The sequence below is a fragment of the Streptomyces sp. NPDC050856 genome (assembly GCF_040653855.1).
Classification (GTDB): Bacteria; Actinomycetota; Actinomycetes; order Streptomycetales; family Streptomycetaceae; genus Streptomyces.
Genome location: NZ_JBFAGV010000008.1, coordinates 35442 through 57754 on the forward strand (window position 1 = coordinate 35442; position 22313 = coordinate 57754).

Annotated in this window: 24 protein-coding genes; 15 read left to right on the forward strand and 9 right to left on the reverse strand. The window is 72.6% G+C overall.

Annotated elements, in window-relative coordinates; all coding sequences use genetic code 11:
- Positions 1–32 precede the first annotated feature (32 nt).
- Together AB0H53_RS10150 and AB0H53_RS10155 are read right to left on the reverse strand one after the other, a co-directional pair.
- A complete protein-coding gene (locus AB0H53_RS10150; protein ID WP_362109528.1) occupies positions 33–1286 on the reverse strand; it encodes a cation:proton antiporter in 1254 nt (417 codons plus the stop codon).
- A 1-nt stretch (position 1287) separates the two neighbouring features.
- Complete coding sequence (locus tag AB0H53_RS10155) at positions 1288–1758, reverse strand: TrkA C-terminal domain-containing protein (RefSeq protein ID WP_362109530.1); 471 nt, start codon at positions 1756–1758, stop codon at positions 1288–1290.
- Positions 1759–1971: 213 nt separating this feature from the next.
- On the opposite strand from AB0H53_RS10155, the gene AB0H53_RS10160 reads away from it, so the two are divergent.
- A complete protein-coding gene (locus tag AB0H53_RS10160; RefSeq protein ID WP_362109532.1) occupies positions 1972–2370 on the forward strand; it encodes a VOC family protein in 399 nt (132 codons plus the stop codon).
- Here AB0H53_RS10160 and AB0H53_RS10165 read toward each other — a convergent pair.
- Together AB0H53_RS10165 and AB0H53_RS10170 are read right to left on the reverse strand one after the other, a co-directional pair.
- A complete protein-coding gene (locus AB0H53_RS10165) occupies positions 2310–3038 on the reverse strand; it encodes a helix-turn-helix domain-containing protein (protein WP_362109534.1) in 729 nt (242 codons plus the stop codon). The two genes, AB0H53_RS10160 and AB0H53_RS10165, sit on opposite strands and share 61 nt — an antisense overlap.
- Before the next feature lie 8 nt (positions 3039–3046).
- The gene (locus AB0H53_RS10170; RefSeq protein ID WP_362109536.1) at positions 3047–4300 is read right to left on the reverse strand and encodes a YihY/virulence factor BrkB family protein; all 1254 of its coding nucleotides are present in this window, start codon (positions 4298–4300) and stop codon (positions 3047–3049) included.
- 17 nt (positions 4301–4317) lie between these two features.
- On the opposite strand from AB0H53_RS10170, the gene AB0H53_RS10175 reads away from it, so the two are divergent.
- From AB0H53_RS10175 to AB0H53_RS10240, 14 genes are all read left to right on the forward strand, one after another.
- On the forward strand, positions 4318–5982 hold the full coding sequence (locus tag AB0H53_RS10175) for an acyl-CoA dehydrogenase family protein (RefSeq protein ID WP_362109538.1): 1665 nt from the start codon (positions 4318–4320) through the stop codon (positions 5980–5982).
- A gap of 197 nt (positions 5983–6179) precedes the next feature.
- Positions 6180–7547 (forward strand): GAF domain-containing protein, encoded by a 1368-nt coding sequence (locus AB0H53_RS10180; protein WP_362109540.1) that lies wholly within the window; start codon positions 6180–6182, stop codon positions 7545–7547.
- A gap of 12 nt (positions 7548–7559) precedes the next feature.
- Positions 7560–8126 (forward strand): GNAT family N-acetyltransferase, encoded by a 567-nt coding sequence (locus AB0H53_RS10185; protein WP_362109542.1) that lies wholly within the window; start codon positions 7560–7562, stop codon positions 8124–8126.
- Between the two features lie 141 nt (positions 8127–8267).
- Entirely contained in the window at positions 8268–8351 is an 84-nt protein-coding gene (locus AB0H53_RS10190; RefSeq protein WP_362109826.1) for a putative leader peptide, read from the forward strand.
- Between the two features lie 127 nt (positions 8352–8478).
- Positions 8479–10176, forward strand: coding sequence for a nitrite/sulfite reductase (locus tag AB0H53_RS10195; RefSeq protein WP_362109544.1), 1698 nt, complete (start codon positions 8479–8481; stop codon positions 10174–10176).
- Positions 10173–10352 carry a hypothetical protein gene (locus AB0H53_RS10200; protein WP_362109546.1) on the forward strand — a complete coding sequence of 60 codons (180 nt, stop codon included), beginning with the start codon at positions 10173–10175 and terminating at the stop codon, positions 10350–10352. The genes AB0H53_RS10195 and AB0H53_RS10200 overlap by 4 nt, the downstream gene beginning before the upstream one ends.
- Positions 10349–11050: a phosphoadenylyl-sulfate reductase gene (locus tag AB0H53_RS10205; protein WP_362109548.1), complete on the forward strand. Its 702-nt coding sequence runs from the start codon at positions 10349–10351 to the stop codon at positions 11048–11050. Before AB0H53_RS10200 ends, AB0H53_RS10205 begins: the two co-directional genes overlap by 4 nt.
- Positions 11050–11607 (forward strand): adenylyl-sulfate kinase, encoded by a 558-nt coding sequence (gene cysC / locus AB0H53_RS10210; RefSeq protein WP_362109550.1) that lies wholly within the window; start codon positions 11050–11052, stop codon positions 11605–11607. The genes AB0H53_RS10205 and cysC overlap by 1 nt, the downstream gene beginning before the upstream one ends.
- A gap of 91 nt (positions 11608–11698) precedes the next feature.
- Positions 11699–12637: a sulfate adenylyltransferase subunit CysD gene (gene cysD / locus AB0H53_RS10215; RefSeq protein ID WP_362109552.1), complete on the forward strand. Its 939-nt coding sequence runs from the start codon at positions 11699–11701 to the stop codon at positions 12635–12637.
- Between the two features lie 2 nt (positions 12638–12639).
- Positions 12640–13986, forward strand: coding sequence for a GTP-binding protein (locus AB0H53_RS10220; RefSeq protein WP_362109554.1), 1347 nt, complete (start codon positions 12640–12642; stop codon positions 13984–13986).
- Between the two features lie 213 nt (positions 13987–14199).
- Positions 14200–15306 carry an aliphatic sulfonate ABC transporter substrate-binding protein gene (locus AB0H53_RS10225; RefSeq protein WP_362109556.1) on the forward strand — a complete coding sequence of 369 codons (1107 nt, stop codon included), beginning with the start codon at positions 14200–14202 and terminating at the stop codon, positions 15304–15306.
- A 36-nt stretch (positions 15307–15342) separates the two neighbouring features.
- Positions 15343–16134: an ABC transporter ATP-binding protein gene (locus AB0H53_RS10230; protein ID WP_362109558.1), complete on the forward strand. Its 792-nt coding sequence runs from the start codon at positions 15343–15345 to the stop codon at positions 16132–16134.
- Positions 16121–17017, forward strand: a complete 897-nt coding sequence (locus tag AB0H53_RS10235; protein ID WP_362109560.1) for an ABC transporter permease subunit — start codon at positions 16121–16123, stop codon at positions 17015–17017. Before AB0H53_RS10230 ends, AB0H53_RS10235 begins: the two co-directional genes overlap by 14 nt.
- An 8-nt stretch (positions 17018–17025) precedes the next feature.
- Entirely contained in the window at positions 17026–17760 is a 735-nt protein-coding gene (locus tag AB0H53_RS10240) for a sirohydrochlorin chelatase (RefSeq protein WP_362109562.1), read from the forward strand.
- Between the two features lie 14 nt (positions 17761–17774).
- Here the strand turns inward: AB0H53_RS10240 and AB0H53_RS10245 are convergent, their stop codons facing one another.
- The 5 genes from AB0H53_RS10245 to mgt all read right to left on the reverse strand — a co-directional run bounded on the left by AB0H53_RS10245 (position 17775) and on the right by mgt (position 22284).
- Positions 17775–18023 (reverse strand): hypothetical protein, encoded by a 249-nt coding sequence (locus AB0H53_RS10245; RefSeq protein ID WP_362109564.1) that lies wholly within the window; start codon positions 18021–18023, stop codon positions 17775–17777.
- 223 nt (positions 18024–18246) lie between these two features.
- On the reverse strand, positions 18247–18633 hold the full coding sequence (locus tag AB0H53_RS10250; RefSeq protein WP_362109566.1) for a nuclear transport factor 2 family protein: 387 nt from the start codon (positions 18631–18633) through the stop codon (positions 18247–18249).
- Complete coding sequence (locus tag AB0H53_RS10255) at positions 18626–19177, reverse strand: DUF1697 domain-containing protein (protein WP_362109568.1); 552 nt, start codon at positions 19175–19177, stop codon at positions 18626–18628. Before AB0H53_RS10255 ends, AB0H53_RS10250 begins: the two co-directional genes overlap by 8 nt.
- 71 nt (positions 19178–19248) lie before the next feature.
- Positions 19249–20436, reverse strand: coding sequence for a S8 family peptidase (locus tag AB0H53_RS10260; RefSeq protein ID WP_362109570.1), 1188 nt, complete (start codon positions 20434–20436; stop codon positions 19249–19251).
- Between the two features lie 642 nt (positions 20437–21078).
- Positions 21079–22284, reverse strand: a complete 1206-nt coding sequence (mgt, locus tag AB0H53_RS10265) for a macrolide-inactivating glycosyltransferase (protein WP_362109572.1) — start codon at positions 22282–22284, stop codon at positions 21079–21081.
- Between the last annotated feature and the right edge of the window lie 29 nt (positions 22285–22313).

A 22313-nucleotide genomic window follows, 5' to 3' on the forward strand; every position in this document is an offset into this window, starting at 1 on the left:
TAGGGGGGCTGCGGTCCCGGCGCCAACGTTTTTCAGTTCGCCGCCGACGTCTCCGAGGACGCCGGGCTCTGCGAGGTCCCCTCGATCCGCTCATGGCCCGGCGGCGGCGCCGGGCGGGGCCTTGGGCGGCGCGACAGCGCGCCGCGCAGGCGGCCGACCGCCGGTTCGGTCCAGCGGGCGGTGAGGGGTCCGAGGATCACCAGGATCAGGACGTACGCGGTGGCCAGGGGCCCTATGCGCGGTTCGGTGGCGACCGCGAGCCCGGCGATGACGACGGAGAACTCGCCACGGGCGACCAGCGCTCCGCCGGCCCGCAGCCGGCCGCGCGGGCCGATGCCCGCGCGGCGGGCCGCGTACCAGCCGGTGAGGATCTTGGTGACGGCGGTGGCCAGGGCGAGCAGCAGCGCGGGCAGCAGGACCGGCGGGATCGCCGCCGGGTCGGTCGACAGTCCGAAGAAGACGAAGAAGACGGCCGCGAACAGGTCCCGCAGCGGGGTGAGCAGCTTGCGCGCGCCCTCGGCGACCTCGCCCGACAGGGCGATCCCCACCAGGAACGCGCCGACCGCGGCGGACACCTGGAGCTCCTGGGCGATCCCGGCGACCAGCACGGTCAGGCCGAGCACCACGAGCAGCAGCATCTCGGGGTTGTCGGATGAGACGGCCCGGCTGATGAGCCGGCCGTGGCGCAGCGCGACGTACAGGACGAGACCGACGGTACCGAGCGCGATGAGCAGGGTGACGCTGCCGCCGGCGAGCCCGGCGCCGGCCAGCAGGGCGGTCAGCAGCGGGAGGTAGAGGGCCATCGACAGGTCCTCGATGACGAGCACCCCGAGGATGACGGGGGTCTCGCGGTTGCCGAGCCGGCCGAGGTCGGTGAGCACCTTGGCGATGACACCGGACGAGGAGATCCAGGTGACGCCGGCGAGGGCGACGGCGGCGACCGGGCCCCAGCCGAGCAGCAGCGCCGCGGCGGCGCCCGGGGCCGCGTTGAGGACGAAGTCGACGGCCCCCGACGGGTACTGCGTCCGGAGGCTGGTGACGAGTTCGGAGGCGCTGTACTCCAGGCCCAGCAGGAGGAGGAGCAGGATGACGCCGATGTCGGCGCCGACGGCGACGAAGTCCTCGCTGGCGGCGAGCGGGAGGAGGCCGCCGTGGCCGAAGGCGAGCCCGGCCAGCAGGTAGAGGGGGATCGGGGAGAGGCCGATGCGGCCGGCGAACCGGCCTATCAGGCCGAGGCCGAGGATGACCGCCCCCAGCTCTATGAGGAGCGCGGTGGTGTCGTGCATGTCATCCTCCGCCGATGAGCGCGGCCAGCGCGTCCACGCCGTCGCGGGTGCCGACGGCGACCAGGGTGTCACCGATGGCCAGCCGGAAGTCGGGGGCGGGCGACGGATGGGCGCTGGTACGGCGCAGTACGGCGACGATGGAGGCGCCGGTGCGGCTGCGGGCCCGGGTGTCGCCGAGCGGCCGCCCCGCGTAGGGGGAACGGCTGCTGACCGGTATGTGCTCGGTGACCAGGTCGAGGCCGTCGGTGCGGACGGCCCCGAACGCCACCGGGTCGATCACATGGGCCAGGGCGGTGGCCTCTTCGGGGGTGAGCGGTACCGACGCCTGGCAGGTGTCCGGGTCGTCGGCGCGGTAGAACCCGAGGAAGCGGCGGCCGTCGTGGTGGACCACGACGGAGATGTGCTGACCGGCTTCGGTGGTGAAGTCGTACTGCGTGCCGACGCCGGGCAGTTGGGTGCGCCGGGTTCCCATGGTTGCCCCCTCCGTGATGACGCGGAACGCGCAGAAAGGATCTTCTTTACCTTATCATTACCTGGACTGGGGAGCGCGGCGCCGAGGGCACGGGGCCGGGCGCCCCGGCCCCCGCCCGATCCGCCGGCGGTGCCGCGCCGGAGCGCCGGCGACGCCCGGGCCGTGTCCGATTCCTACAAGACCGGGTGGCACAGCACGGCCTACGGTGTCGGCATGACCACCACACCACGACTCGACGCGATCGGCCTCGTCGTCTCCGACATGGCCGCCTCCCTCGCCTTCTACCGGCGCCTCGGCCTGGACGTCCCGGCCGGGGCGGACGCCGCCCCGCATGCCGAGGCCGTCCTGCCCAACGGGACACGGATCCTGTGGGACACCGAGGAGACCGTCCGCTCGTTCGACCCGGAGTGGACGCGTCCCCGGGGCGGCGACCGGGTCGTCCTGGCGTTCCGCTGCGCGAGCCCGGCCGATGTCGACGCCACGTACGAGGCGCTGCTCGCCGAGGGCCACCGGGGCCGTCTGCGGCCCTGGGACGCCGTCTGGGGACAGCGTTACGCGGTGGTGCTGGACCCGGACGGCAGCGCCGTCCAGCTCTTCGCCGACGCCGTGTAGGCGCTGAGCGTGGTGCCGGCCAGCGCCCGCATCTCGCGCGCCAGATGCGCCTGGTCGGCACAGCCCGCCGCCACCGCGGCCTCGGCGTAGGGCAGACCGGCCCGGACGAGCGCGAGCGCACGCCGCAGCCGCAGGATCCGGGCCAGTGTCTTGGGCCCGTAACCGAAGGCGTCCAGCGAACGCCGGTGCAGTCGACGGACCCCCAGCCCGGCGGCGTCGGCCGCCGCCGCGACCGTCCGCCCGGCGTTCAGCGCCTGGACGACGGCCCGCAGCAGTGGGTCGGGGCCCGGCGTGTCGGCGGCCGCGCGCACCGCCAGTTCCTCCAGCGCGGCGGCTTGGTCCGGCGCCTCGGACAGCCGTTCGGTGAGCCGCCGCACCCGGGCCGCGGGCCACAGCGCGGCCAGCTCCACCCGCTGGTCCCGCAGCTCGTGGGCCGGCACCCCGAGCACCCCGGGCGCGTCGCCGGGAGCGAAGCGCAGCCCCACATGGCCGGCGGCCGGGTTGCCGGGGACGTGGGTCCGGGTGTCGGGCCCGGCGACCAGCAGCCGGCCCTCGCTCCACATCAGGTCCATGCACCCGTCGGGCAGGACGCCGACGCCCCCGAGGCGCTCCCCGGTCCAGGTCCACAGGACGGCGCCGTCCAGGCGGGAGGGACGTTCCCGGTACATCGTCCTGGTCAGAGCGCGGGTCCGGTGCCGCGGGCCGGGCCGTCGCCGTCCGCTCCACCGTCCCCGGCGCCGTCGCCGTCCCGCCCCTTCTCCTTCTCCCGCCCCTTCTCCTTCTCCCGCGCCTTCTCCCGTTCCTTCTCCTTCTCCTTCTCCCGGCTCGTGTGCAGCCGCGACACCACGTCGTCCGGGGGCAGGAACCGCGACCAGCGCTCCGGGAACTCCGACGGCATGTCCGGATCGTCGTCGTCCAGATCCTCCACCGCCGCCTTGGCCCGGGCCACCAGCGCGGCCGCCTCGGCCGTACGGGCGCGTTCGTTCTCGGCGCGGGCCGCCGCCGTGGCCACCGAGGGCCAGACCCGGTCGATCGCCGCGTTCACCGCCGCGCCCACCAGGACGGCGAAGGCCGAGATGCCGATCCAGAGCAGGACCGCGATGGGGGCCGCGAGCGAGCCGTAGATCGTCGGGCCCTCGACCGTACTCGTCAGGTAGACGCGCAGGAGGAAGCTGCCGAGCACCCACATCGCGAGCGCCACCAGCGCGCCGGGGACGTCCTCGATCCAGGGCGACCGGACGGGTACGGACACGTGGTAGAGCGTGGTGAGGAAGGCGATGGACAGCAGGATGACCACCGGCCAGTACAGGACGGCCACCACCTCCGTGCCCCACGGGAACAGCTCCACCACCCGGTCGGGGCCGACCACCGCCAGCGGCAGCACCACCGCGCCGATCAGCAGGGCCACGATGTAGAGCAGGAAGGCCAGCAGCCGGGTGGCCACGATGCCGCGGTGGCCGTCGAGTCCGTACATCACGGTGATGGTGTCGATGAAGACGTTCACCGCGCGGGAGCCCGACCAGAGCGCCAGGGCGAAACCGATGGAGATGAGGTCGGGGTGCCCCCGCCCGGTGACGTCCTCCAGCAGCGGTTTGGCGATGTCGTTGACGCCCTGGTCGGACAGGACCGTGCCGACCGCCCCCAGGATGTTCTTCTCGATGGAGGCGACGGTCGTGGTGTCGGTCCAGTCGTCGATGTAGCCGAGGAGGCCGATCAGGCCGAGCATCAGGGGCGGCAGCGACAGCAGGGTGAAGAACGCCGCCTCGGCGGCGAGACCGAGGATGCGGTATTCGATACACGAATTGACCGTGTCCTTCAGAAGCAGCCATGCCATCTTCCGCTTCGAGACATTGCGGTAGAGGGCGCGGGCCCGGTTGAGTCTGCCCGACGACCGTGGCGGACACGGGGGTGTTTCATTTGCTGCCTGCACCTCCTTACCGTATCGGCATGGCAGCCACCACCCACACAGTGACCAATCAGGCTCCGCCCCTGGTCGGGTACGACGTCTACAGCGCCGACCGGGCCCTGACCGAAGCGGTGGAGCGGCACCTTCCCCCGCGGCTCCGGGAGGAGGTCCACCAGGAACTCGCCAAGCTCGGCACCACGGCCGGGTCCGTCCAGGCGCAGGACTGGGGGACGCTCGCCAACGAGTACCCGCCGAGACTGCGCACCCACGACCGGTACGGCAACCGGATCGACCACGTCGACTTCCATCCGGCCTGGCACCGCCTGCTCGGTCACGCGGTGACCAACGGCCTGACCAACGCCTGGGGCAGGCCGGCCGGGCACCTGCGGCGCGCCGCCGGGTTCCTGGTGTGGACGCAGGTCGAGGCGGGGCACGGCTGCCCGCTGTCGATGACGCACGCGGCGGTCCCGGCACTGCGCGCGGATCCGGCGCTCGCCGCCCTGTGGGAGCCGAAGCTGACCTCCCAGGTGTACGAGGAGGAGCTGCGGCCGGCGGCCCGGAAGACCGGTGTGCTCTTCGGAATGGGCATGACGGAGAAGCAGGGCGGCAGTGACGTACGGGCCAACACCACGGCCGCCGAGCCGCTGGACGCGGACGGCGAGTACCTCCTGACCGGCCACAAGTGGTTCTGCTCGGCGCCGATGAGCGACGGGTTCCTGGTCCTGGCCCAGGCTCCCGGCGGGCTGACCTGCTTCCTGGTGCCGCGTCTCCTGGAGGACGGGACCCGCAACGTGTTCCTGATCCAGCGGCTGAAGGACAAACTGGGCAACCGGTCGAACGCCTCCAGCGAGGTGGAGTTCGACGGGACGTGGGCGCGCCGGGTCGGCGAGGAGGGGCGCGGGGTGCGCACCATCATCGAGATGGTGGCGGCGACCCGGCTGGACTGCGTGGTCGGCTCGGCCGCGCTGATGCGGCAGGCGGTGGCCCAGGCCGTGCACCACGCCGCCCACCGCGCCGCCTTCGGCGGGGTGTTGATCGACAAGCCGCTGATGCGCAACGTCCTGGCCGACCTGGCGCTGGAGTCGGAGGCGGCGACCACCCTGGCGCTGCGGCTCGCCGCGGCCTACGACGACGGTTCGGAGCAGGAGCGGGCGTTCCTGCGGATCGCCGTGCCGGTGGCGAAGTACTGGGTGACCAAGCGGTGCGTGCCGGTGACCGCCGAGGCCCTGGAGTGCCTGGGCGGCAACGGCTACGTCGAGGAGTCCGGGATGCCGCGGCTGCTGCGCGAGTCGCCGCTCAACTCCATCTGGGAGGGCTCCGGCAACGTCCAGGCGCTGGACGTGCTGCGGGCGCTCGGGGGGACCCCCCAGGCCGGCAGGCGCACGGGGAGGGAGCCGCTGGCGCTGCACGCCTTCCTGGAGGAGGTCGGCAGGGCGCGCGGCGCCGACCACCGGCTGGACGCGGCGATCAAGGACCTGCTGGCCGAACTGGCCGATCTGGACGGGATCGAGGCACGGGCCCGCCGGGTGGTCGAGCGGATGGCGCTGGTGCTCCAGGGGTCGCTGCTGGTCCGCTGGGCCCCCGCCGAGGTCGCGGACGCGTTCTGCGCCTCACGGCTGGGCGGCGACTGGGGGTCGGCCTTCGGGACGCTGCCGCACACGCTGGACCTGGCGGCGGTGGTGGAGCGGGCGCGGGCCGCCGTCTGACGGCCCGCGCCCGGGAACGCGCGCGAGGTGGTGCTGCGCCGACACGGCACCAACCCGGCGCGGCACCGGGGCGGGGCCCCGGTACGGCACCAGTGTCGTACCGGAGCGGGCCGTCCACGAGAGTTGCAAGGGGTTGCAGGAGGCGGGGCGCCGGGGGTGCTGTCGGCGTATCTCCCCGCCGCGGCGGGGAGGTAGACATGACACAGGCCGGCCACCGGGGCGCGGGCGCCCGGGCGGGGGGCGCCGGGGCCACCGTCGACTTGACGCGGCTCGCCGCGATGGACGCGCGGAAGGCGACGCTGCTCCTCAAGGGTGTGCGGGAGGCCGCTCTCAACGGCGGACGGCCACCGCTGGCGCCGCGCGCCGACATCCGGGATTCGTGGCAGCGGATGCTGCGCACGGGGGTGGACCCGGACCGGGACCGCCGTTCGGGTCTGCTGTCGCCCGGGGAACTGGAGCGCCGCCGGAACGCCTCGCCGCTGGCCGGACTGCTGCCGCTGCTGCGGGAGGGCCTGGTGGCGGTGTCGGGGCCGGACACCGGTTCGGTGCGGCACATCATGGTGGTGGCCGACGCCGATGGGCGGGTGCTGTGGCGCGAGGGCAGCCCCGCGGTGCTCCGCAAGGCCGACGGGCACGGTTTCGAACCGGGCGCCGACTGGACGGAGGACACGGTCGGTACCAACGGGGTGGGCACCGCGCTGGTGACCCGCCGCCCGGTCCAGGTGCACTCCGCCGAGCACTTCGTGTCGACCCACCACTCCTGGACCTGCGCGGGCGCTCCGATCACCGATCCGCGCGACGGGCGGCTGATCGGCGCGGTGGACGTGAGCGGGCCGGTCGTCACGGTGCACCCGGCGACGCTGATGCTGGTGAGTTCGGTGGCCCGGCTGGTCGAGGCGGAGCTGCGCAACCGGCACTTCGCGGAGCTGGCGCGGCTGCGCTCGGTGGCCGCGCCGGTGCTGTGCCGGGTGGGCGGCCGGGCACTGGCGGTGGACCGCCACGGCTGGGCGGCGGCCGTCACGGGGATGGCGCCGGTGGACCGGCTGCCGCTGCCGCGCTCCTTCGGGGCGGGCCGGGTGCTGGTGCCGGCGCTGGGCCTGTGCGCGGTGGAGCCGCTGCCGGGCGGCTGGCTGGTGCGGCTGGTGGACGACGAGCAGCGCGCGGCGGCGGCGGCGAGCCGGCTGGTGCTGGACGTCAGCCGGCCCCGCCGGTGGTCGCTGGAGGTCTCCGGGGCGCTGGACGGCTGGACCCAGGAGCTGAGCCCCCGCCACGCCGAGCTGCTGTACGTGCTGGCGCTGCACCGCGACGGGCGCACGGCGGCGGAGCTGGCGGGGGACCTGTTCGGGGACCCGTCCCGGACGGTGACGGTCCGCGCGGAGATGTCCCGGGTCCGCCGCACCCTGGGGGGCGTGCTGGCGCACCGCCCGTACCGCTTCCGCGAGGAGATCGAGGTGGGGGTGATCGCCCCGGACGATCCGGCCGACCTGCTCCCCCACTCCACCGCCCCGGCGGTCCTGGCCGCGCGGCGCCGCCCGCCCGCCTTGGGGCCGCGGCCGGGGGCGTGATTCGCTGGCGGTATGAGCATCACCGTGACCACGTGGTCCCTGGAACAGACCTCGCCCGACGATCTGCGGCCGGCCGCGGAGCCCGGCCCGGACATCCGGATCGTCCGGGCCGAGATACCTTCACCGGAATTCAGCCGTTTTCTCTACAGCGCGGTCGGCGGAGACATCCGCTGGACCGACCGGCTCGGCCTGACGTACGCGCGGTGGCGGGAGATCCTGGAGCGCCCCGGGGTGGAGACCTGGGTGGCGTACGAGAGGGGGACGCCGGCCGGTTACGTGGAGCTGGACCCGCAGCCGGACGGGGCGGTCGAGATCGTGTACTTCGGCCTGATCCCGGCCTTCCGCGGCCGGCGGATCGGCGGGCACCTGCTGTCGTACGGCGCGGCGCGGGCGTGGGACCTGGCGGAGCGGTGGCCGGGCCGGGAGCCCACGAAGCGGGTGTGGCTGCACACCTGCTCCCTGGACGGGCCGCACGCGATGGACAACTATCTGCGCCGGGGCTTCACCCTGTTCCACACGGAGGTGACCCAGGAGCAGGAGGTTCCGGTTCCAGGCCCGTGGCCGGGTGCGCACCTCTGAGCAGCGGTTTGTCCGGGGGGTGCCGGAATATTCCCGAGGAAACGCGTGACTCGGAACACACTTATCCACGATGCGAGACAGGATTGTCCACATCTTGGAAGATGGTGGACTGGGTCCAAAGTCCCGTGACAGGCTTCCGTCATGTCTCGAGCTGGAACTGCCTTGGTGAGTCGGCGGCACGTCGACCTCGGCCGCATGTCCAGCGCCATTTGTTCGGCGAGCTGAACCAAGCAGCACCTCCCGTGTTCCCCATCGTCTGAACCCCACGCGCACCCGCCGCCCCAGCGCCAGTCCCCGCGCGCGAGTGTGCAGGTCAGAGCCGCCCTCCTGCAGTCCCGAAGGACGTATCGTCATGGCCGCCACTCCGGAAAAGCCCGCCTCCGCCGCCGCCCGCCGCAAGACCGGGCGCCACCGCGGTGAAGGACAGTGGGCCGTGGGCCACTTCACGCCCCTCAACGGCAACGAGCAGTTCAAGAAGGATGACGACGGTCTCAACGTACGGACACGTATTGAGACGATCTACGCCAAGGCAGGCTTCGACTCCATCGACCCCAACGACCTGCGCGGGCGGATGCGCTGGTGGGGTCTGTACACCCAGCGCAAGCCCGGGATCGACGGCGGCAAGACGGCGATCCTGGAGCCCGAGGAGCTGGACGACGAGTACTTCATGCTGCGGGTCCGGATCGACGGCGGCCGCCTGACGACCGACCAGCTCCGGGTCATCGGCGAGATCTCGCAGGAGTTCGCGCGCGGCACCGCGGACCTGACCGACCGGCAGAACGTCCAGTACCACTGGATCCGGATCGAGGACGTGCCGGAGATCTGGAACCGTCTGGAAGCCGTGGGCCTGTCCACCACCGAGGCGTGCGGTGACACCCCGCGCGTCATCCTCGGCTCCCCGGTCGCCGGTATCGCCGAGGACGAGATCATCGACGGCACCCCGGCCATCGAGGAGATCCAGCGCCGGATCGTCGGCAACAAGGAATTCTCCAACCTGCCGCGCAAGTTCAAGTCCGCGATCTCCGGCTCCCCGCTGCTGGACGTGGCGCACGAGATCAACGACATCGCCTTCGTCGGCGTCCACCACCCCCAGCACGGTCCCGGCTTCGACCTCTGGGTGGGCGGCGGGCTGTCCACCAACCCCAAGATCGGGGTAAGGCTGGGCGCCTGGGTGCCGCTGGAGGAGGTGCCCGACGTCTTCGAGGGCGTCATCTCCATCTTCCGCGACTACGGCTACCGCCGGCTGCGCAACCGCGCCCGCCTGAAGTTCCTGGTCGCCGACTGGGGCGCGGAGAAGTTCCGCCGGGTGCTGGAGGAGGAGTACCTCAAGCGCGAGCTGGTGGACGGCCCGGCGCCCGAGCAGCCGGTGCAGCAGTGGCGCGACCACGTCGGCGTGCACCGGCAGAAGGACGGCCGGTACTACGTCGGGTTCGCGCCGCGCGTCGGCCGGGTCGACGGCGCCACGCTGACCAAGATCGCCGAAGCCGCCGAGGCGCACGGTTCGGGCCGGCTGCGGACCACCGCCGAGCAGAAGATGCTGGTCCTCGACGTCGAGGAGACCCAGATCGAGTCGCTGGTGTCCGCGCTGGAGGCGCTGGACCTCATGGTCCGGCCGTCACCGTTCCGGCGCGGCACGATGGCCTGCACCGGTATCGAGTTCTGCAAGCTGGCGATCGTGGAGACCAAGGCCCGCGGCGCCTCGCTGATCGACGAACTGGAGCGCCGGCTGCCCGACTTCGACCAGCCGGTCACCATCAACATCAACGGCTGCCCGAACGCCTGCGCCCGCATCCAGGTCGCCGACATCGGCCTCAAGGGCCAGCTCGTCCTGGACGACGACGGCCGGCAGGTCGAGGGCTACCAGGTGCACCTGGGCGGCGCGCTGGGCCTGGAGGCCGGCTTCGGCCGCAAGGTGCGCGGGCTGAAGGTCACCGCGGCCGAGCTGCCCGACTACGTCGAGCGGGTCCTCACCCGCTTCCAGGCGGAGCGCGAGGACGGCGAGCGCTTCGCCGCCTGGGCGGCCCGCGCCTCCGAGGAGGCACTGTCGTGAGCGAGCGAGCGGCACCCTTCCACTGCCCGTACTGCGGTGACGAGGACCTGCGTCCCGGTGAGCAGGGGCACGGCACCTGGGAGTGCGCGGCGTGCAATCGGGCCTTCCAGTTGAAGTTCCTCGGGCTGCTGGCCCGTGGGCTTCGGCGCAATGACCACGGAGGGGAATCGATATGACGGCCATGCAGGCCGAGGAGGACCGCAAGGCGCTCGCCGAGCGGGCCGGCCGGGAGCTGGAGGACGCCTCCGCGCTGGACATCCTGAAGTGGGCCGCCGACACCTTCGGCAGGCGCTTCTGCGTCACCTCCTCCATGGAGGACGCGGTCGTGGCCCACCTCGCCTCGCGCGCCTTCCCCGGCGTGGACGTCGTCTTCCTCGACACCGGCTACCACTTCCCCGAGACCATCGGCACCCGCGACGCGGTCGACGCCGTGATGGACGTCAACGTCATCACGCTGACCCCGCGCCGGACGGTGGCCGAGCAGGACGCCGAGCACGGCCCGCGGCTGTACGAGCGCGACCCGGACCTGTGCTGCGCGCTGCGCAAGGTCAAGCCGCTGGAGGAGGGCCTGACCGGGTACGACGCCTGGGCCACCGGGCTGCGCCGCGACGAGTCCCCCACCCGGGCGAACACCCCGGTCGTCGGTTGGGACGAGAAGCGGCGGAAGGTCAAGGTCTCACCGATCGCCCGCTGGACGCAGGACGACGTGGACGCGTACGTCATGGAACACGGCGTGCTCACCAACCCGCTGCTGATGGACGGCTACACCTCCGTGGGCTGCGCGCCCTGCACCCGCCGGGTGCTGGAGGGCGAGGACGCCCGGGCGGGCCGCTGGGCCGGCCGGGGCAAGACCGAGTGCGGGCTGCACGGCTGATGACGACTGATCAGGAGAAGCAGGTGACTGGGGCCACCATCTGGCTCACCGGTCTGCCCAGCGCGGGCAAGACCACCATCGCGTACGAGCTGGCGGACCGGCTGCGCGCCGAGGGCCACCGGACCGAGGTGCTCGACGGTGACGAGATCCGTGAGTTCCTCTCGGCGGGGCTGGGCTTCAGCCGGGAGGACCGGCACACCAATGTGCAGCGCATCGGTTTCGTCGCCGAGTTGCTGGCCTCGCACGGCGTGAAGGTGCTGGTGCCGGTGATCGCCCCGTACGCGGACAGCCGCGAGGCGGTGCGCAAGCGCCACCAGGCCGAGGGCACGGCGTACATCGAGGTGCATGTGGCCACTCCGGTCGAGGTGTGCTCCGAGCGCGATGTGAAGGGGCTGTACGCCAAGCAGGCCGCGGGCGAGATCAGCGGGCTGACCGGCGTGGACGACCCGTACCAGGAGCCCGTGGCGCCCGACCTGCGGATCGAGTCGCAGAACCAGACCGTGGCGCAGTCCGCGGCGGCGGTGCACGCCCTGCTCACCGAGAGGGGCCTGCTGTGAGCGACACACCGGCGGCCCTCCGGCCGCGGCCGAGCACGATGACCGCACTTCCCAGCCGCGCAGGCGGACGAGTTCACGAAAGGGTCGCACCGTGACGACGAGTGTCAACGTGGTGGGCGAGGACACCGACAGCCCGTTCACGCTGTCCCACCTCGACTCGCTGGAGTCGGAGGCGGTGCACATCTTCCGTGAGGTGGCGGGCGAGTTCGAGCGGCCGGTGATCCTGTTCTCCGGCGGCAAGGACTCCATCGTCATGCTCCACCTGGCGCTGAAGGCGTTCGCCCCCGCGGCGATCCCCTTCTCGCTGCTGCACGTGGACACCGGGCACAACTTCCCCGAGGTCCTGGAGTACCGCGACCGTACGGTGGCCAAGCACGGCCTGCGGCTGCACGTGGCCTCCGTACAGGACTACATCGACCGCGGAGCGCTGCGCGAGCGCCCCGACGGCACCCGCAACCCGCTGCAGACCGTGCCGCTCACGGAGGCCATCCAGGAGCACCGCTTCGACGCCGTGTTCGGCGGCGGGCGGCGCGACGAGGAGAAGGCGCGCGCCAAGGAGCGGGTGTTCTCACTGCGGGACGAGTTCTCCCAGTGGGACCCGCGCCGGCAGCGTCCGGAGCTGTGGCAGCTGTACAACGGGCGGCACGCCCCCGGTGAGCACGTGCGGGTCTTCCCGCTGTCGAACTGGACCGAGCTGGACGTGTGGCAGTACATCGCCCGCGAGGGCATCGAGCTGCCGGAGATCTACTTCGCGCACGAGCGCGAGGTGTTCCGGCGCGGCGGCATGTGGCTGACCGCGGGCGAGTGGGGCGGCCCCAAGGACAACGAGCCGGTCGAGAAGCGGCTGATCCGCTACCGCACGGTCGGTGACATGTCCTGCACCGGGGCGGTCGACTCCGACGCGACCACGCTGGAGGCCGTGATCACGGAGATCGCCGCCTCCCGGCTCACCGAGCGGGGCGCCACCCGCGCCGACGACAAGCTGTCCGAGGCCGCGATGGAAGACCGCAAGCGCGAAGGGTACTTCTAGACATGAGCACCACCACCGAGCAGCTCGCCGGGCTCTCCGCCACCACCCTGCTGCGTTTCGCCACCGCCGGGTCCGTCGACGACGGCAAGTCCACCCTGGTGGGCCGGCTGCTGCACGACTCCAAGTCCGTGCTGACCGACCAGCTGGAAGCGGTGGCCCACGCCTCCCGCTCACGCGGCCAGGAGACGCCCGACCTGGCCCTGCTGACCGACGGACTGCGCGCCGAGCGCGAGCAGGGCATCACCATCGACGTCGCCTACCGCTACTTCGCCACCCCCCGGCGCCGGTTCATCCTGGCCGACACGCCCGGCCATGTGCAGTACACCCGCAACATGGTCACCGGGGCCTCCACGGCCGAGCTGGCCGTGGTCCTGGTCGACGCCCGCAACGGAGTGGTCGAGCAGACCCGCCGCCACGCCGCCGTCGCCGCCCTGCTGCGCGTCCCGCACGTGGTGCTCGCGGTGAACAAGATGGACCTGGTCGAGTACGCCGAGCCGGTCTTCGCGGCGATCGCCGAGGAGTTCACCACGTACGCCTCCGAGCTGGGCGTCCCGGAGATCACCGCCATCCCGATCTCGGCGCTGGCCGGCGACAACGTGGTGGAGCCGTCCGCCAACATGGTCTGGTACGGCGGCCCGACCGTGCTGGAGCACCTGGAGACCGTGCCGGTCAGCCACGACCTGACCGACTGCCCGGCCCGCTTCCCCGTCCAGTACGTCATCCGCCCGCAGACCGCCGAGCACCCCGACTACCGCGGCTACGCGGGGCAGATCGCCTCCGGCGCGCTGCGCGTGGGCGACCCGGTCACCGTGCTGCCGTCCGGCGTCACCTCCACCGTCGCCGCCATCGACGCGCTCGGTGAGCCGGTCGACATCGCCTGGTCGCCGCAGTCGGTGACCGTCCGGCTGGCCGACGACCTGGACATCTCGCGCGGTGACCTGATCGCGCCCACCGCGTGCGCCCCGGCGACCACCCAGGACGTCGAGGCGACCGTCTGCCACGTGGCCGACCAGCCGCTGACGGTGGGGCAGCGGGTACTGCTCAAGCACACCACCCGTACCGTCAAGGCCATCGTCAAGGACATACCGTCCCGGCTGACCCTGGACGACCTCTCCCAGCACCCGTCACCCGGGCACCTGGTGGCCAACGACATCGGCCGGGTGGTGCTGCGCACCTCCGAACCGCTGGCGCTGGACTCCTACTCCGAGTCCCGCCGCACCGGTTCGTTCCTGCTCATCGACCCCGCCGACGGCACCACCCTGACGGCCGGGATGGCGGGCGACTCCTTCGCCACCGCCAAGGTCACCAGGACCGCCGGGGCGGCCGACGACGAGGGCTGGGACTTCTGATGACCGACGCGTACGCGACCTTCGCCAAGGAGGGCGGCCGGGTCGGCAGCGGCGCCCTCGGCGCGGGAACCGGCGGCGTGGCGCGATGTGCCGCATGAGGCCACGCCCCGTCCCGTACCGCCGAAGACAGACACCACCGCCGACTCCCCGGCCACGCCCCTGACACAGCTCAGGACGGCGTGAGCACCGGGCCGACGAGAGGAACGCCCTCCCGTGCCTGCCATGTTCCGCACCACCCTGAGTCGTGGCCTCGCCGCGGCCGCCGCCCTCCCCCTCCTGATCGGTGCCCTCGCCTCCTGCGGCTACGGCTCCAAGGCCACCGGGGAGACCCGGACGCAGGCCAAGGGCGAGAAGCTGTCCGCCGACGAGGTGCGGCTCGGTTACTTCCCCAACCTGACGCACGCCACCGCCCTGGTGGGGGATCACGAGGGCATCTTCCAGCAGGAGCTGGGCGGCACCCAGCTGAAGGTGTCCACCTTCAACGCCGGACCCTCCGAGATCGAGGCGCTCAACGCGGACTCCATCGACATCGGTTTCATCGGCCCCTCCCCCGCGATCAACGGTTACACCAAGTCCAAGGGGAAGAACCTGCGCATCATCGCCGGTTCGGCCTCCGGCGGGGTGAAGCTGGTGGTCAACCCCGGCAAGATCAAGACCTTGGCGGACCTCAAGGGCAAGAAGATCGCCACCCCGCAGCACGGCAACACCCAGGACGTGGCGTTCCTCAACTGGATCTCCGAGCGGGGCTGGAAGGTCGACGCCGAGAGCGGCAAGGGCGACGTGTCCGTGGTCCGCACCGAGAACAAGATCGCCCCCGACGCCTACAAGTCCGGCTCCATCGACGGGGCCTGGGTACCGGAGCCGACCGCGTCCAAGCTGGTCAGCGAGGGCGCGAAGGTGCTGCTGGACGAGTCCGACCTGTGGCCCGGCAAGAAGTTCGTGATCACGAACATCATCGTGTCGCAGAGGTTCCTCGACCAGCACCCGGACGTGGTCGAGGCGGTGCTGCGCGGCTCGGTGAAGACCAACGCGTGGATCAACGCCAACCCGGAGAAGGCCAAGACGTCCGCCAACACCAAGCTCAAGGAGCTGACCGGCAAGCCGCTGGGCGACAAGGTGATCGACCCCGCGTGGCCGTCCATCCGGTTCACCGACGACCCGCTGGCCGCCACGCTGCAGGCACAGGCGGACCACGCGGTGAAGGCGGGCCTGCTGGAGAAGCCCGACCTGAGTGGCATCTACGACCTGAAGCCGCTCAACAAGGTCCTGAAGGCCGCGGGCAAGCCCGAGGTCGCCGACGCCGGTCTCGGCGTCAAGTAGTCCGCCCGATACGCCCGCTTCCAGGAGGTGACGACCATGGCCACCACGATCGCCAAGGCCGACGACCGTGCCGCGGTGACCACGCATGCCGCCCGTCTCGATCACGTCTCGAAGTCCTTCTCGGGACCGGCCGGGCGACAGCTCGTCCTCGACGACATATCGCTCGACGTCGCGCCGGGCGAGTTCGTCACCCTCCTGGGCGCCTCGGGCTGCGGCAAGTCCACTCTGCTCAACCTGGTCGCGGGGCTGGACCGGCCGTCCGCGGGGTCCATCGAGACCCCGGGCGGCCGGCCGGCGCTGATGTTCCAGGAGCACGCGCTGTTCCCGTGGCTGACCGCGGGCAAGAACATCGAGCTGGCCCTGCGGCTGCGCGGGGTGGCCAAGAACGAGCGGCGGGACGAGGCGGAGCGGCTGCTGGAGCTGGTCCGGCTGACCGGCTCGTACGGGAAGCGGGTGCACGAGCTGTCCGGCGGCATGCGCCAGCGGGTGGCGCTGGCCCGGGCGCTGGCGCAGGACAGCGATCTGCTGCTGATGGACGAGCCGTTCGCGGCGCTGGACGCCATCACCCGTGACGTGCTGCACGACGAGCTGACCCGGATCTGGCGCGAGACGCGGCTGTCGGTCCTGTTCGTCACCCACAACGTGCGCGAGGCGGTGCGGCTGGCCCAGCGTGTGGTGCTGCTGTCGTCGCGTCCCGGCCGGATCGCCCGCGAGTGGGAGATCGGCATCCCGCAGCCGCGCCGTATCGAGGATGCCGCCGTGGCGGAGCTGTCCGTCGAGATCACCGAAGAACTGCGTGGGGAGATCCGCCGCCATGGCCAGCACTGACACGACGACCAAGGCCGCCGCCAAGGGGGACGACCTCGCCGGTCTGGAGGCCGGGCTCGACGCGCTCGACGCGGTCCAGGTGGCCCGCACTCCGGTGCGTGACGTGCTGGTCAAGAAGGTACTGCCGCCGGTGGTGGCGGTCGTCCTGGTGCTGGTGGTGTGGCAGCTACTGGTGTGGGCGAAGGTCACCGACGAGTACAAGCTGCCCGCGCCGTCCGCCGTCTGGGACAGCCTGTCCACCATGTGGCTGGAGGGCACGCTCCTCGACGTGCTGTGGACCAGCGTGTCGCGCGCCCTGCTGGGCTTCCTCATGGCCCTGGCCATCGGTACGCCGCTGGGCCTGCTGGTCGCGCGGGTGAAGTTCGTCCGGGCGGCGATCGGCCCGATCCTCTCCGGCCTCCAGTCGCTGCCGTCGGTGGCGTGGGTGGCCCCGGCGGTCCTCTGGATCGGCCTGAACGACTCGATGATGTACGCGGTGATCCTGCTGGGCGCCGTGCCCTCGATCGCCAACGGCCTGGTGGCGGGCGTCGACCAGGTCCCGCCGCTGTTCCTGCGGGCCGGCCGTACGCTCGGCGCGACCGGGCTGCGGGGCGCCTGGCACATCGTGATGCCGGCCGCGCTCCCCGGCTACCTGGCCGGCCTGAAGCAGGGCTGGGCGTTCTCCTGGCGCTCGTTGATGGCCGCCGAGATCATCGCCTCGTCGCCCGAACTGGGCCTGGGCCTGGGCCAGTTGCTGGAGAACGGCCGCAACAACATCGACATGCCCGGCATCTTCCTGGCCATCATCCTCATCCTGATCGTCGGCATCGCCATCGACCTGCTGATCTTCAGCCCGCTGGAGCGCACGGTGCTGCGCCGCCGCGGTCTGCTGGTGAAGGGCTGAGCCGGCCGATGAACCGTCGTCCCGTCCTGCTGGTGATCGCCCACGGCAGCCGTGACCCCCGGCACGCCGCGACCGTCCACGCCCTGGTGCGGCGGGCGGGCTCGCTGCGGCCGGGGGCGCGGATCGAGACGGCGTTCCTGGACTTCAACGTCCCGTCGGTGCCGGCCGTGCTGGAGCGGCTGGCGGCCGAGGGCGTACGCGACGCGGTGGCCGTGCCGCTGCTGCTGACCCGCGCCTTCCACGCCAAGGCCGACATACCGGCCGCCCTGCGCCAGGCTCCGCCGTCCCTGCGGGTGACGCAGGCGCCGGTGCTCGGCCCGTCGCCGCTGCTGACCGCGGCGCTGGAGCGACGGCTGTACGAGGCGGGGCTGAGCCCCGCCGACAAGCGCTCGACCGGGGTCGTCCTGGCCTCGGCGGGCTCCACCGACCCGGAGGCGATCGCAGTGATCGCTGAAACGGCGCGGGAGCTGCGGCACACCGGTTGGTGTTCCGTGCGGCCTGCGTTCGCCTCCGCGCGCCTTCCCACCACCGAGGACGCCGTCCGGGCGCTGCGCGCGGACGGGGTACGCCGGGTGGCGGTCGCCCCCTACGTCATCGCGCCCGGCCGGCTACCGGACCGCATCGCCCGGGGCGCGGCCGGCGCGGACGTCCTCGGCGGTGTGCTCGGCCCGTCCCCGGAGGTGGCACGGCTGCTGCTGGAGCGCTACGACGAGGCCCGCGCCGAGGAGCGGATCGCCGCCTAGCGGGCCTCTCCGCATCAGTCGTTCGTCGCTCCGGTCCCGTTCAGCGGGGGGCCGGCCGACGGGGCACGGGCGGTGCCGGAGCGGCACCGGTCCCAAACCTCGGGGAGCGGCCGGAAGCCGGCCGACCTGTAGGTGGCGACCGCGCCGACACGGGAGCTCGGGGCGCAGACGATCGCGCTCGACGAGCCCAGCTCCCGCAGCACGGCCGCCGCGGCGACGGTGATCGCCCCGCCGTAACCGTGACGGCGGTGTTCCCGGTGCACGCCCACCCGGTTCGAGCAGTCCCGGCCTGCCCCGGGCCGCCAGAACCAGCCCGCGTCCCCGGGGTGCAGTTGCGTCGGCCCCCCGTCACTGCCGCTCCCGCAGCACGCCCACCGCCTCGCTCAGCGCGTCCACTTCCGGCCTGCCCGACACGATCACCATGTCCCCATCACACATCACCGCGCCGAGGCCCGTACCCGGTTTCCGGCAGGCCGGCGGGAGTTCTCAGGCGCCGGCCGGGGTCCGGCGGAACGGCGTGCCCTGGTGGAAGCGGAGCAGCCAGCCGCTTCCGGCGCGCACCCACAGGGAGCTGCGGTGCGAGGCCCGGCCGTCCGCGTCGGTGTCGAACGTCAGGTGCACCACACCGTCGGAGAGCCGTACGCCCCGCATGTGGGAGACGTGCGGCGGACGGGACGGGACGGCCTCCTCCGCGGTGACCGCCGTGATGAGGGAGGCCCGGTCCCAGTGGCGGCCGGAGGTGCCGAACTCGTGGAAGTCCGGGTGGAGCAGCGCCCCGAAGAGCTCCGGCTCGGCGCGCACCGCCGGGTCCAGCAGCCGCAGTTCACCCTCGATGGCCGCGGCGACGGCCGGGTCGGCGGTGGGGTCAGTCATGGGTCAGCTCCACCAGCTTGGCGACGGTGTTCCAGTTGCGGGTGGTGGCGGTGAGGCCCTTGAGAAGGGCGGGCCGGCCGAGGGCGTCGGCCAGCTTGGAGCGGCCCAGTCCCTCCGGGGCGTACAGGTACAGCGCCCGGTCGCCGAGCCGGAACTCCTCCGGGCGGAAGGCGTCGGGGTCCAGCGCGGCGAACCGGCGCGGTTCCACGGGCCCGGAGAAGAAGGTGACGTGCAGCTGCTTGCCGGCCAGTCCGGCGGCCGGGAAGGGGCAGTCGTCGGCGATGGCGCGGAGGTAGGGGCCGCCGCGGACCAGGCAGTCGACGCGGAAGCCGAAGCGCTCCTCGACGGCCTGTTCGAGATCGGCGGCGAGCGCGCTCTCGTCGGCGCCCGAAGCGCTGGTGAAGACCGCGTTGCCGCTCTGCAGGTACGTCCGCGGGTCGCCGTGGCCCCGTTCCGCCAGGAGCGTGCGCAACTCGGCCATCGGGACCTTCTTGTGGCCGCCGACATTGATCCCGCGCAGCAGAGCCGCGTACTTCGTCGTCATCGCCACACCATAGGACGGGCCGCCGTGCCCCGTGGGGGAGGGGCACGGCGGCCGTCCGGTGCGGCGGGGGGTTACTCCACGATCTTCAGCAGCTTGTTGGCCGTGCCGCCGGAGGGGTTGGTGATCTTGTCGACGGTGGCACCGCCGGTGAGCGCCGTGGCCACCTGAGCGGGCTTGGCGTCCTGGTGGTTCGCCAGGTACACGGCGGCCGCGCCGACGACATGGGGGGTCGCCATCGACGTGCCGGAGATGGTCTTGGTGCCCTCGTCGCTGTCGTTCCACGTCGAGGTGATGTCCGAGCCGGGGGCGTAGACGTCCACGACCGCACCGAAGTTGGAGAACTCGGACTGCTTGTCGTCCTTGGTGGAGGAGGCGACCGTGATGGCCTCCGGCACCCGGGCCGGGGAGGACTGCCCGGCGTCCTGGGACTCGTTGCCGGCGGCGACGCCGAAGGTCACACCGGAGGCGATGGCCTTGCTGACCGCCGCGTCCAGGGCCGGGTCGGCGCCCCCGCCCAGGCTCAGGTTGGCGACGGACGGGCCCCGGTGGTTCTTGGTGACCCAGTCGATGCCCGCGACGACCTGCTCGGTGGTGCCCGAGCCGTTGTCGTCCAGCACCCGCACCGCGACGATCTTCGCCTTCTTGGCGACGCCGTGCGCGGCACCGGCGATGGTGCCGGCGACATGGGTGCCGTGGCCGTTTCCGTCGCTGGCGTCGTTGTCGTTGTCGATCGCGTCGAACCCGGAGGTGGCCCGGCCCTGGAAGTCCTTGTGCGTCACGCGCACACCGGTGTCGATGACGTACGCGGTGACACCCTCACCGGCGCTGTCGGGGTAGGCGTACGCGCGGTCGCCCGCCGTGTCGGCCTGGTCGAGCCGGTCCAGACCCCAGGAGGGCGGGTTCTGCTGGGTGGCGCTGATGGAGAACTTCTTGTTCTGGACGACCTTGTCGACGGCCGGGTCGGCGGCGAGCCGCTCGGCCTCGTCCGGCGAAAGACCGCTGGCGGAGAAGCCGTTGATGGCGGAGGAGTAGGCGCGGCGGAGCTTGCCGCCGTACTCCTGGGCGAGCTCGGCCTTGTCGGCCTTCTCGTCCAGCAGCACGATGTAGCTCCCGGCGACCGCGCCTTCGGCTCCGGCGCCGTAGACGGTGCCCCGCGGAGCGGGGGAAGCGGCTCCGGCGTGCGGCGCGCCCAGGGCGGTGGCCGCGAGGACGGCGGTTATGGCAAGGGCGAGCTTGGGCGCGCGCTGATGAAATGACATGAAGAGGGGTCTCCTCGTCAAAATTCGTGGGGGGTTGTGCCACCGGACAGGAGATCATCCGGGGGTTGTTCGAAACCCTGACCGATCGGAGCGCGTAGATCAAGGTGTTCACGCAGCTGTCACTCAGTCACCAGCCTTTCCCCACAGGGTGAATACGGGCTGGTGGACGTGGGGTTGAACGCCCGGCGCGGACCGTATCGGCTGGAGCGATTGACGGTTGGCCGGAAGGCGCCGGGCCCCGGTCGGCAGGGTGCTCGCGGATCCGGAGGAACAGCCGCGCGAGGCCCGCGGCGAGGCGCTGTACGGCATGGCCACGCGCGCCGGCCGCCGGCGCGGCGGGCTGGTGGCGCCGCACCGGGCGCAGCCGCCGACCGGCCGCGCCCTGCCCGGACACCCATCCCGGCGCGACGGCGCGTACCTCTCACCGGCGTCGTCGACCGGGCCCGGGTCACCCCCCGCGGACCCGCCCGGCGCCCCGTCGCGGGGCCTCGCGCGGGTACGGCCCCGCGACCCCGGCCGGTCCGGCCCGGTCCGGTCCGGCCGGCCGCAGGGCCACCGGCCGGCCCCGGGCGCCCGCACCCGGGCCACGCCCGGGATCCCGGCACTCGGGCGGCCGGGGCCCGCCCGCTCCGACTGGCCCGTTCAGCTCCGGTTGCCGCGCAGCTCCGCCTCGATGAGGTCGGCCGCCCGCCGCGTACCGCCCTCGGCCGCCATGCCCAGCCGGATCTCCCGCGCCCGCCGCGCCACCTCGGGGTCGCCGACCAGGTCCAGGACCGCCTCCCGCAGCGCCCCGGCCGTGGCGTCGGCCATCGGGATGTGGCGGGCCACGCCCAGCGAGGCCAGCATGTCGGCGTTGCCGAACTGGTCGACGGCCTGCGGCACGGCCACCATCGGTGTACCCGTCGCCAGTCCCTCCTGGCTGCCGCCCGCCCCGGCGTGCGTGATGAAGGCGTCCGCCTCCCGCAGCACCGCCAACTGCGGCACCCACTGGTGCACCTCCACGTTGGACGGCAGCTCCCCCAGCTCGGCCGGGTCCACGAAGCGCCCGATCTGGAGGACCATGTGCCAGCCCGGCAGGTCGCCGAAGGCCTGGACGCACGCGCGGTAGAAGTCCGGCTGCTTGGTGAACGCCGAACCCAGTGAGACCAGCAGCACCCGTTCCGCGCCGGCCGGGCGCCGCCACTGTCCCTGGTCGGCGCGTTCGCCCTGGCAGGCGCCGACGAAGGTGTAGACGGACGGGTCGACCCGGTCGGCGTGCGGCTGGAGCACCCGGGGGATCAGGACGAGGGCGCGGCGCGGCCGGGCCACGAAGGAGTCCGGGTGCGTGGTGATGCCGTTCCCGGCCAGCCACGCGGTGAAGCGGTCGTAGTACGCCCGGCCGCGCGGTGACTCCTTGAGCGCCGCGTACATCGGCTCGGCCACCTCCTGCTCGTACCCCTCCCAGGGCACGAGGTTGGGCCATAGCGAGACGGCCGGGACGCCCCAGCGGTGGGCGAGGACGGGCGCGGGGTAGGAGGTGATGTCGTGCAGGACGAGATCCGGTTCGTCGCCGGCGAAGGCCGCCGCCTGCTGGGGCAGGGCCTGGATCGCGTCGTCCAGGAAGGGCTCGATGTTGTCGATCAGGTCGGTCCCCCACGCCTCCGGGTCGTCGTCGGTGGGCAGGGTCGAGGTGTAGATCACCGGTTCGGCGCCGGTCGCGGCGACCTTCCCGGCGAACGACTCCGGTATGGCGTAGCTGACCCGGTGGCCACGGGCGACGAGCTCCCGGATGACGTCGAGGCTCGGGTTGACGTGCCCGTGGGCGGCGATGGAGAACATGGCGATGTGGGCGGGGCTCGCGGAGGTCATGCCGCCACCATAGGCAAGACGATACGTCT

What these genes read in the sequence shown, in the direction of transcription:
- AB0H53_RS10150 (WP_362109528.1), bottom strand. Translation starts at nt 1,286, where the DNA reads ATGCACGACACCACCGCGCTCCTCATAGAGCTGGGGGCGGTCATCCTC.
- AB0H53_RS10155 (WP_362109530.1), bottom strand. Translation starts at nt 1,758, where the DNA reads ATGGGAACCCGGCGCACCCAACTGCCCGGCGTCGGCACGCAGTACGAC.
- AB0H53_RS10160 (WP_362109532.1), top strand. Translation starts at nt 1,972, where the DNA reads ATGACCACCACACCACGACTCGACGCGATCGGCCTCGTCGTCTCCGAC.
- AB0H53_RS10165 (WP_362109534.1), bottom strand. Translation starts at nt 3,038, where the DNA reads ATGTACCGGGAACGTCCCTCCCGCCTGGACGGCGCCGTCCTGTGGACC.
- AB0H53_RS10175 (WP_362109538.1), top strand. Translation starts at nt 4,318, where the DNA reads ATGGCAGCCACCACCCACACAGTGACCAATCAGGCTCCGCCCCTGGTC.
- AB0H53_RS10180 (WP_362109540.1), top strand. Translation starts at nt 6,180, where the DNA reads ATGACACAGGCCGGCCACCGGGGCGCGGGCGCCCGGGCGGGGGGCGCC.
- AB0H53_RS10185 (WP_362109542.1), top strand. Translation starts at nt 7,560, where the DNA reads ATGAGCATCACCGTGACCACGTGGTCCCTGGAACAGACCTCGCCCGAC.
- AB0H53_RS10190 (WP_362109826.1), top strand. Translation starts at nt 8,268, where the DNA reads ATGTCTCGAGCTGGAACTGCCTTGGTGAGTCGGCGGCACGTCGACCTC.
- AB0H53_RS10195 (WP_362109544.1), top strand. Translation starts at nt 8,479, where the DNA reads ATGGCCGCCACTCCGGAAAAGCCCGCCTCCGCCGCCGCCCGCCGCAAG.
- AB0H53_RS10205 (WP_362109548.1), top strand. Translation starts at nt 10,349, where the DNA reads ATGACGGCCATGCAGGCCGAGGAGGACCGCAAGGCGCTCGCCGAGCGG.
- cysC (WP_362109550.1), top strand. Translation starts at nt 11,050, where the DNA reads ATGACGACTGATCAGGAGAAGCAGGTGACTGGGGCCACCATCTGGCTC.
- AB0H53_RS10220 (WP_362109554.1), top strand. Translation starts at nt 12,640, where the DNA reads ATGAGCACCACCACCGAGCAGCTCGCCGGGCTCTCCGCCACCACCCTG.
- AB0H53_RS10230 (WP_362109558.1), top strand. Translation starts at nt 15,343, where the DNA reads ATGGCCACCACGATCGCCAAGGCCGACGACCGTGCCGCGGTGACCACG.
- AB0H53_RS10235 (WP_362109560.1), top strand. Translation starts at nt 16,121, where the DNA reads ATGGCCAGCACTGACACGACGACCAAGGCCGCCGCCAAGGGGGACGAC.
- AB0H53_RS10240 (WP_362109562.1), top strand. Translation starts at nt 17,026, where the DNA reads ATGAACCGTCGTCCCGTCCTGCTGGTGATCGCCCACGGCAGCCGTGAC.
- AB0H53_RS10250 (WP_362109566.1), bottom strand. Translation starts at nt 18,633, where the DNA reads ATGACTGACCCCACCGCCGACCCGGCCGTCGCCGCGGCCATCGAGGGT.
- AB0H53_RS10255 (WP_362109568.1), bottom strand. Translation starts at nt 19,177, where the DNA reads ATGACGACGAAGTACGCGGCTCTGCTGCGCGGGATCAATGTCGGCGGC.
- AB0H53_RS10260 (WP_362109570.1), bottom strand. Translation starts at nt 20,436, where the DNA reads ATGTCATTTCATCAGCGCGCGCCCAAGCTCGCCCTTGCCATAACCGCC.
- mgt (WP_362109572.1), bottom strand. Translation starts at nt 22,284, where the DNA reads ATGACCTCCGCGAGCCCCGCCCACATCGCCATGTTCTCCATCGCCGCC.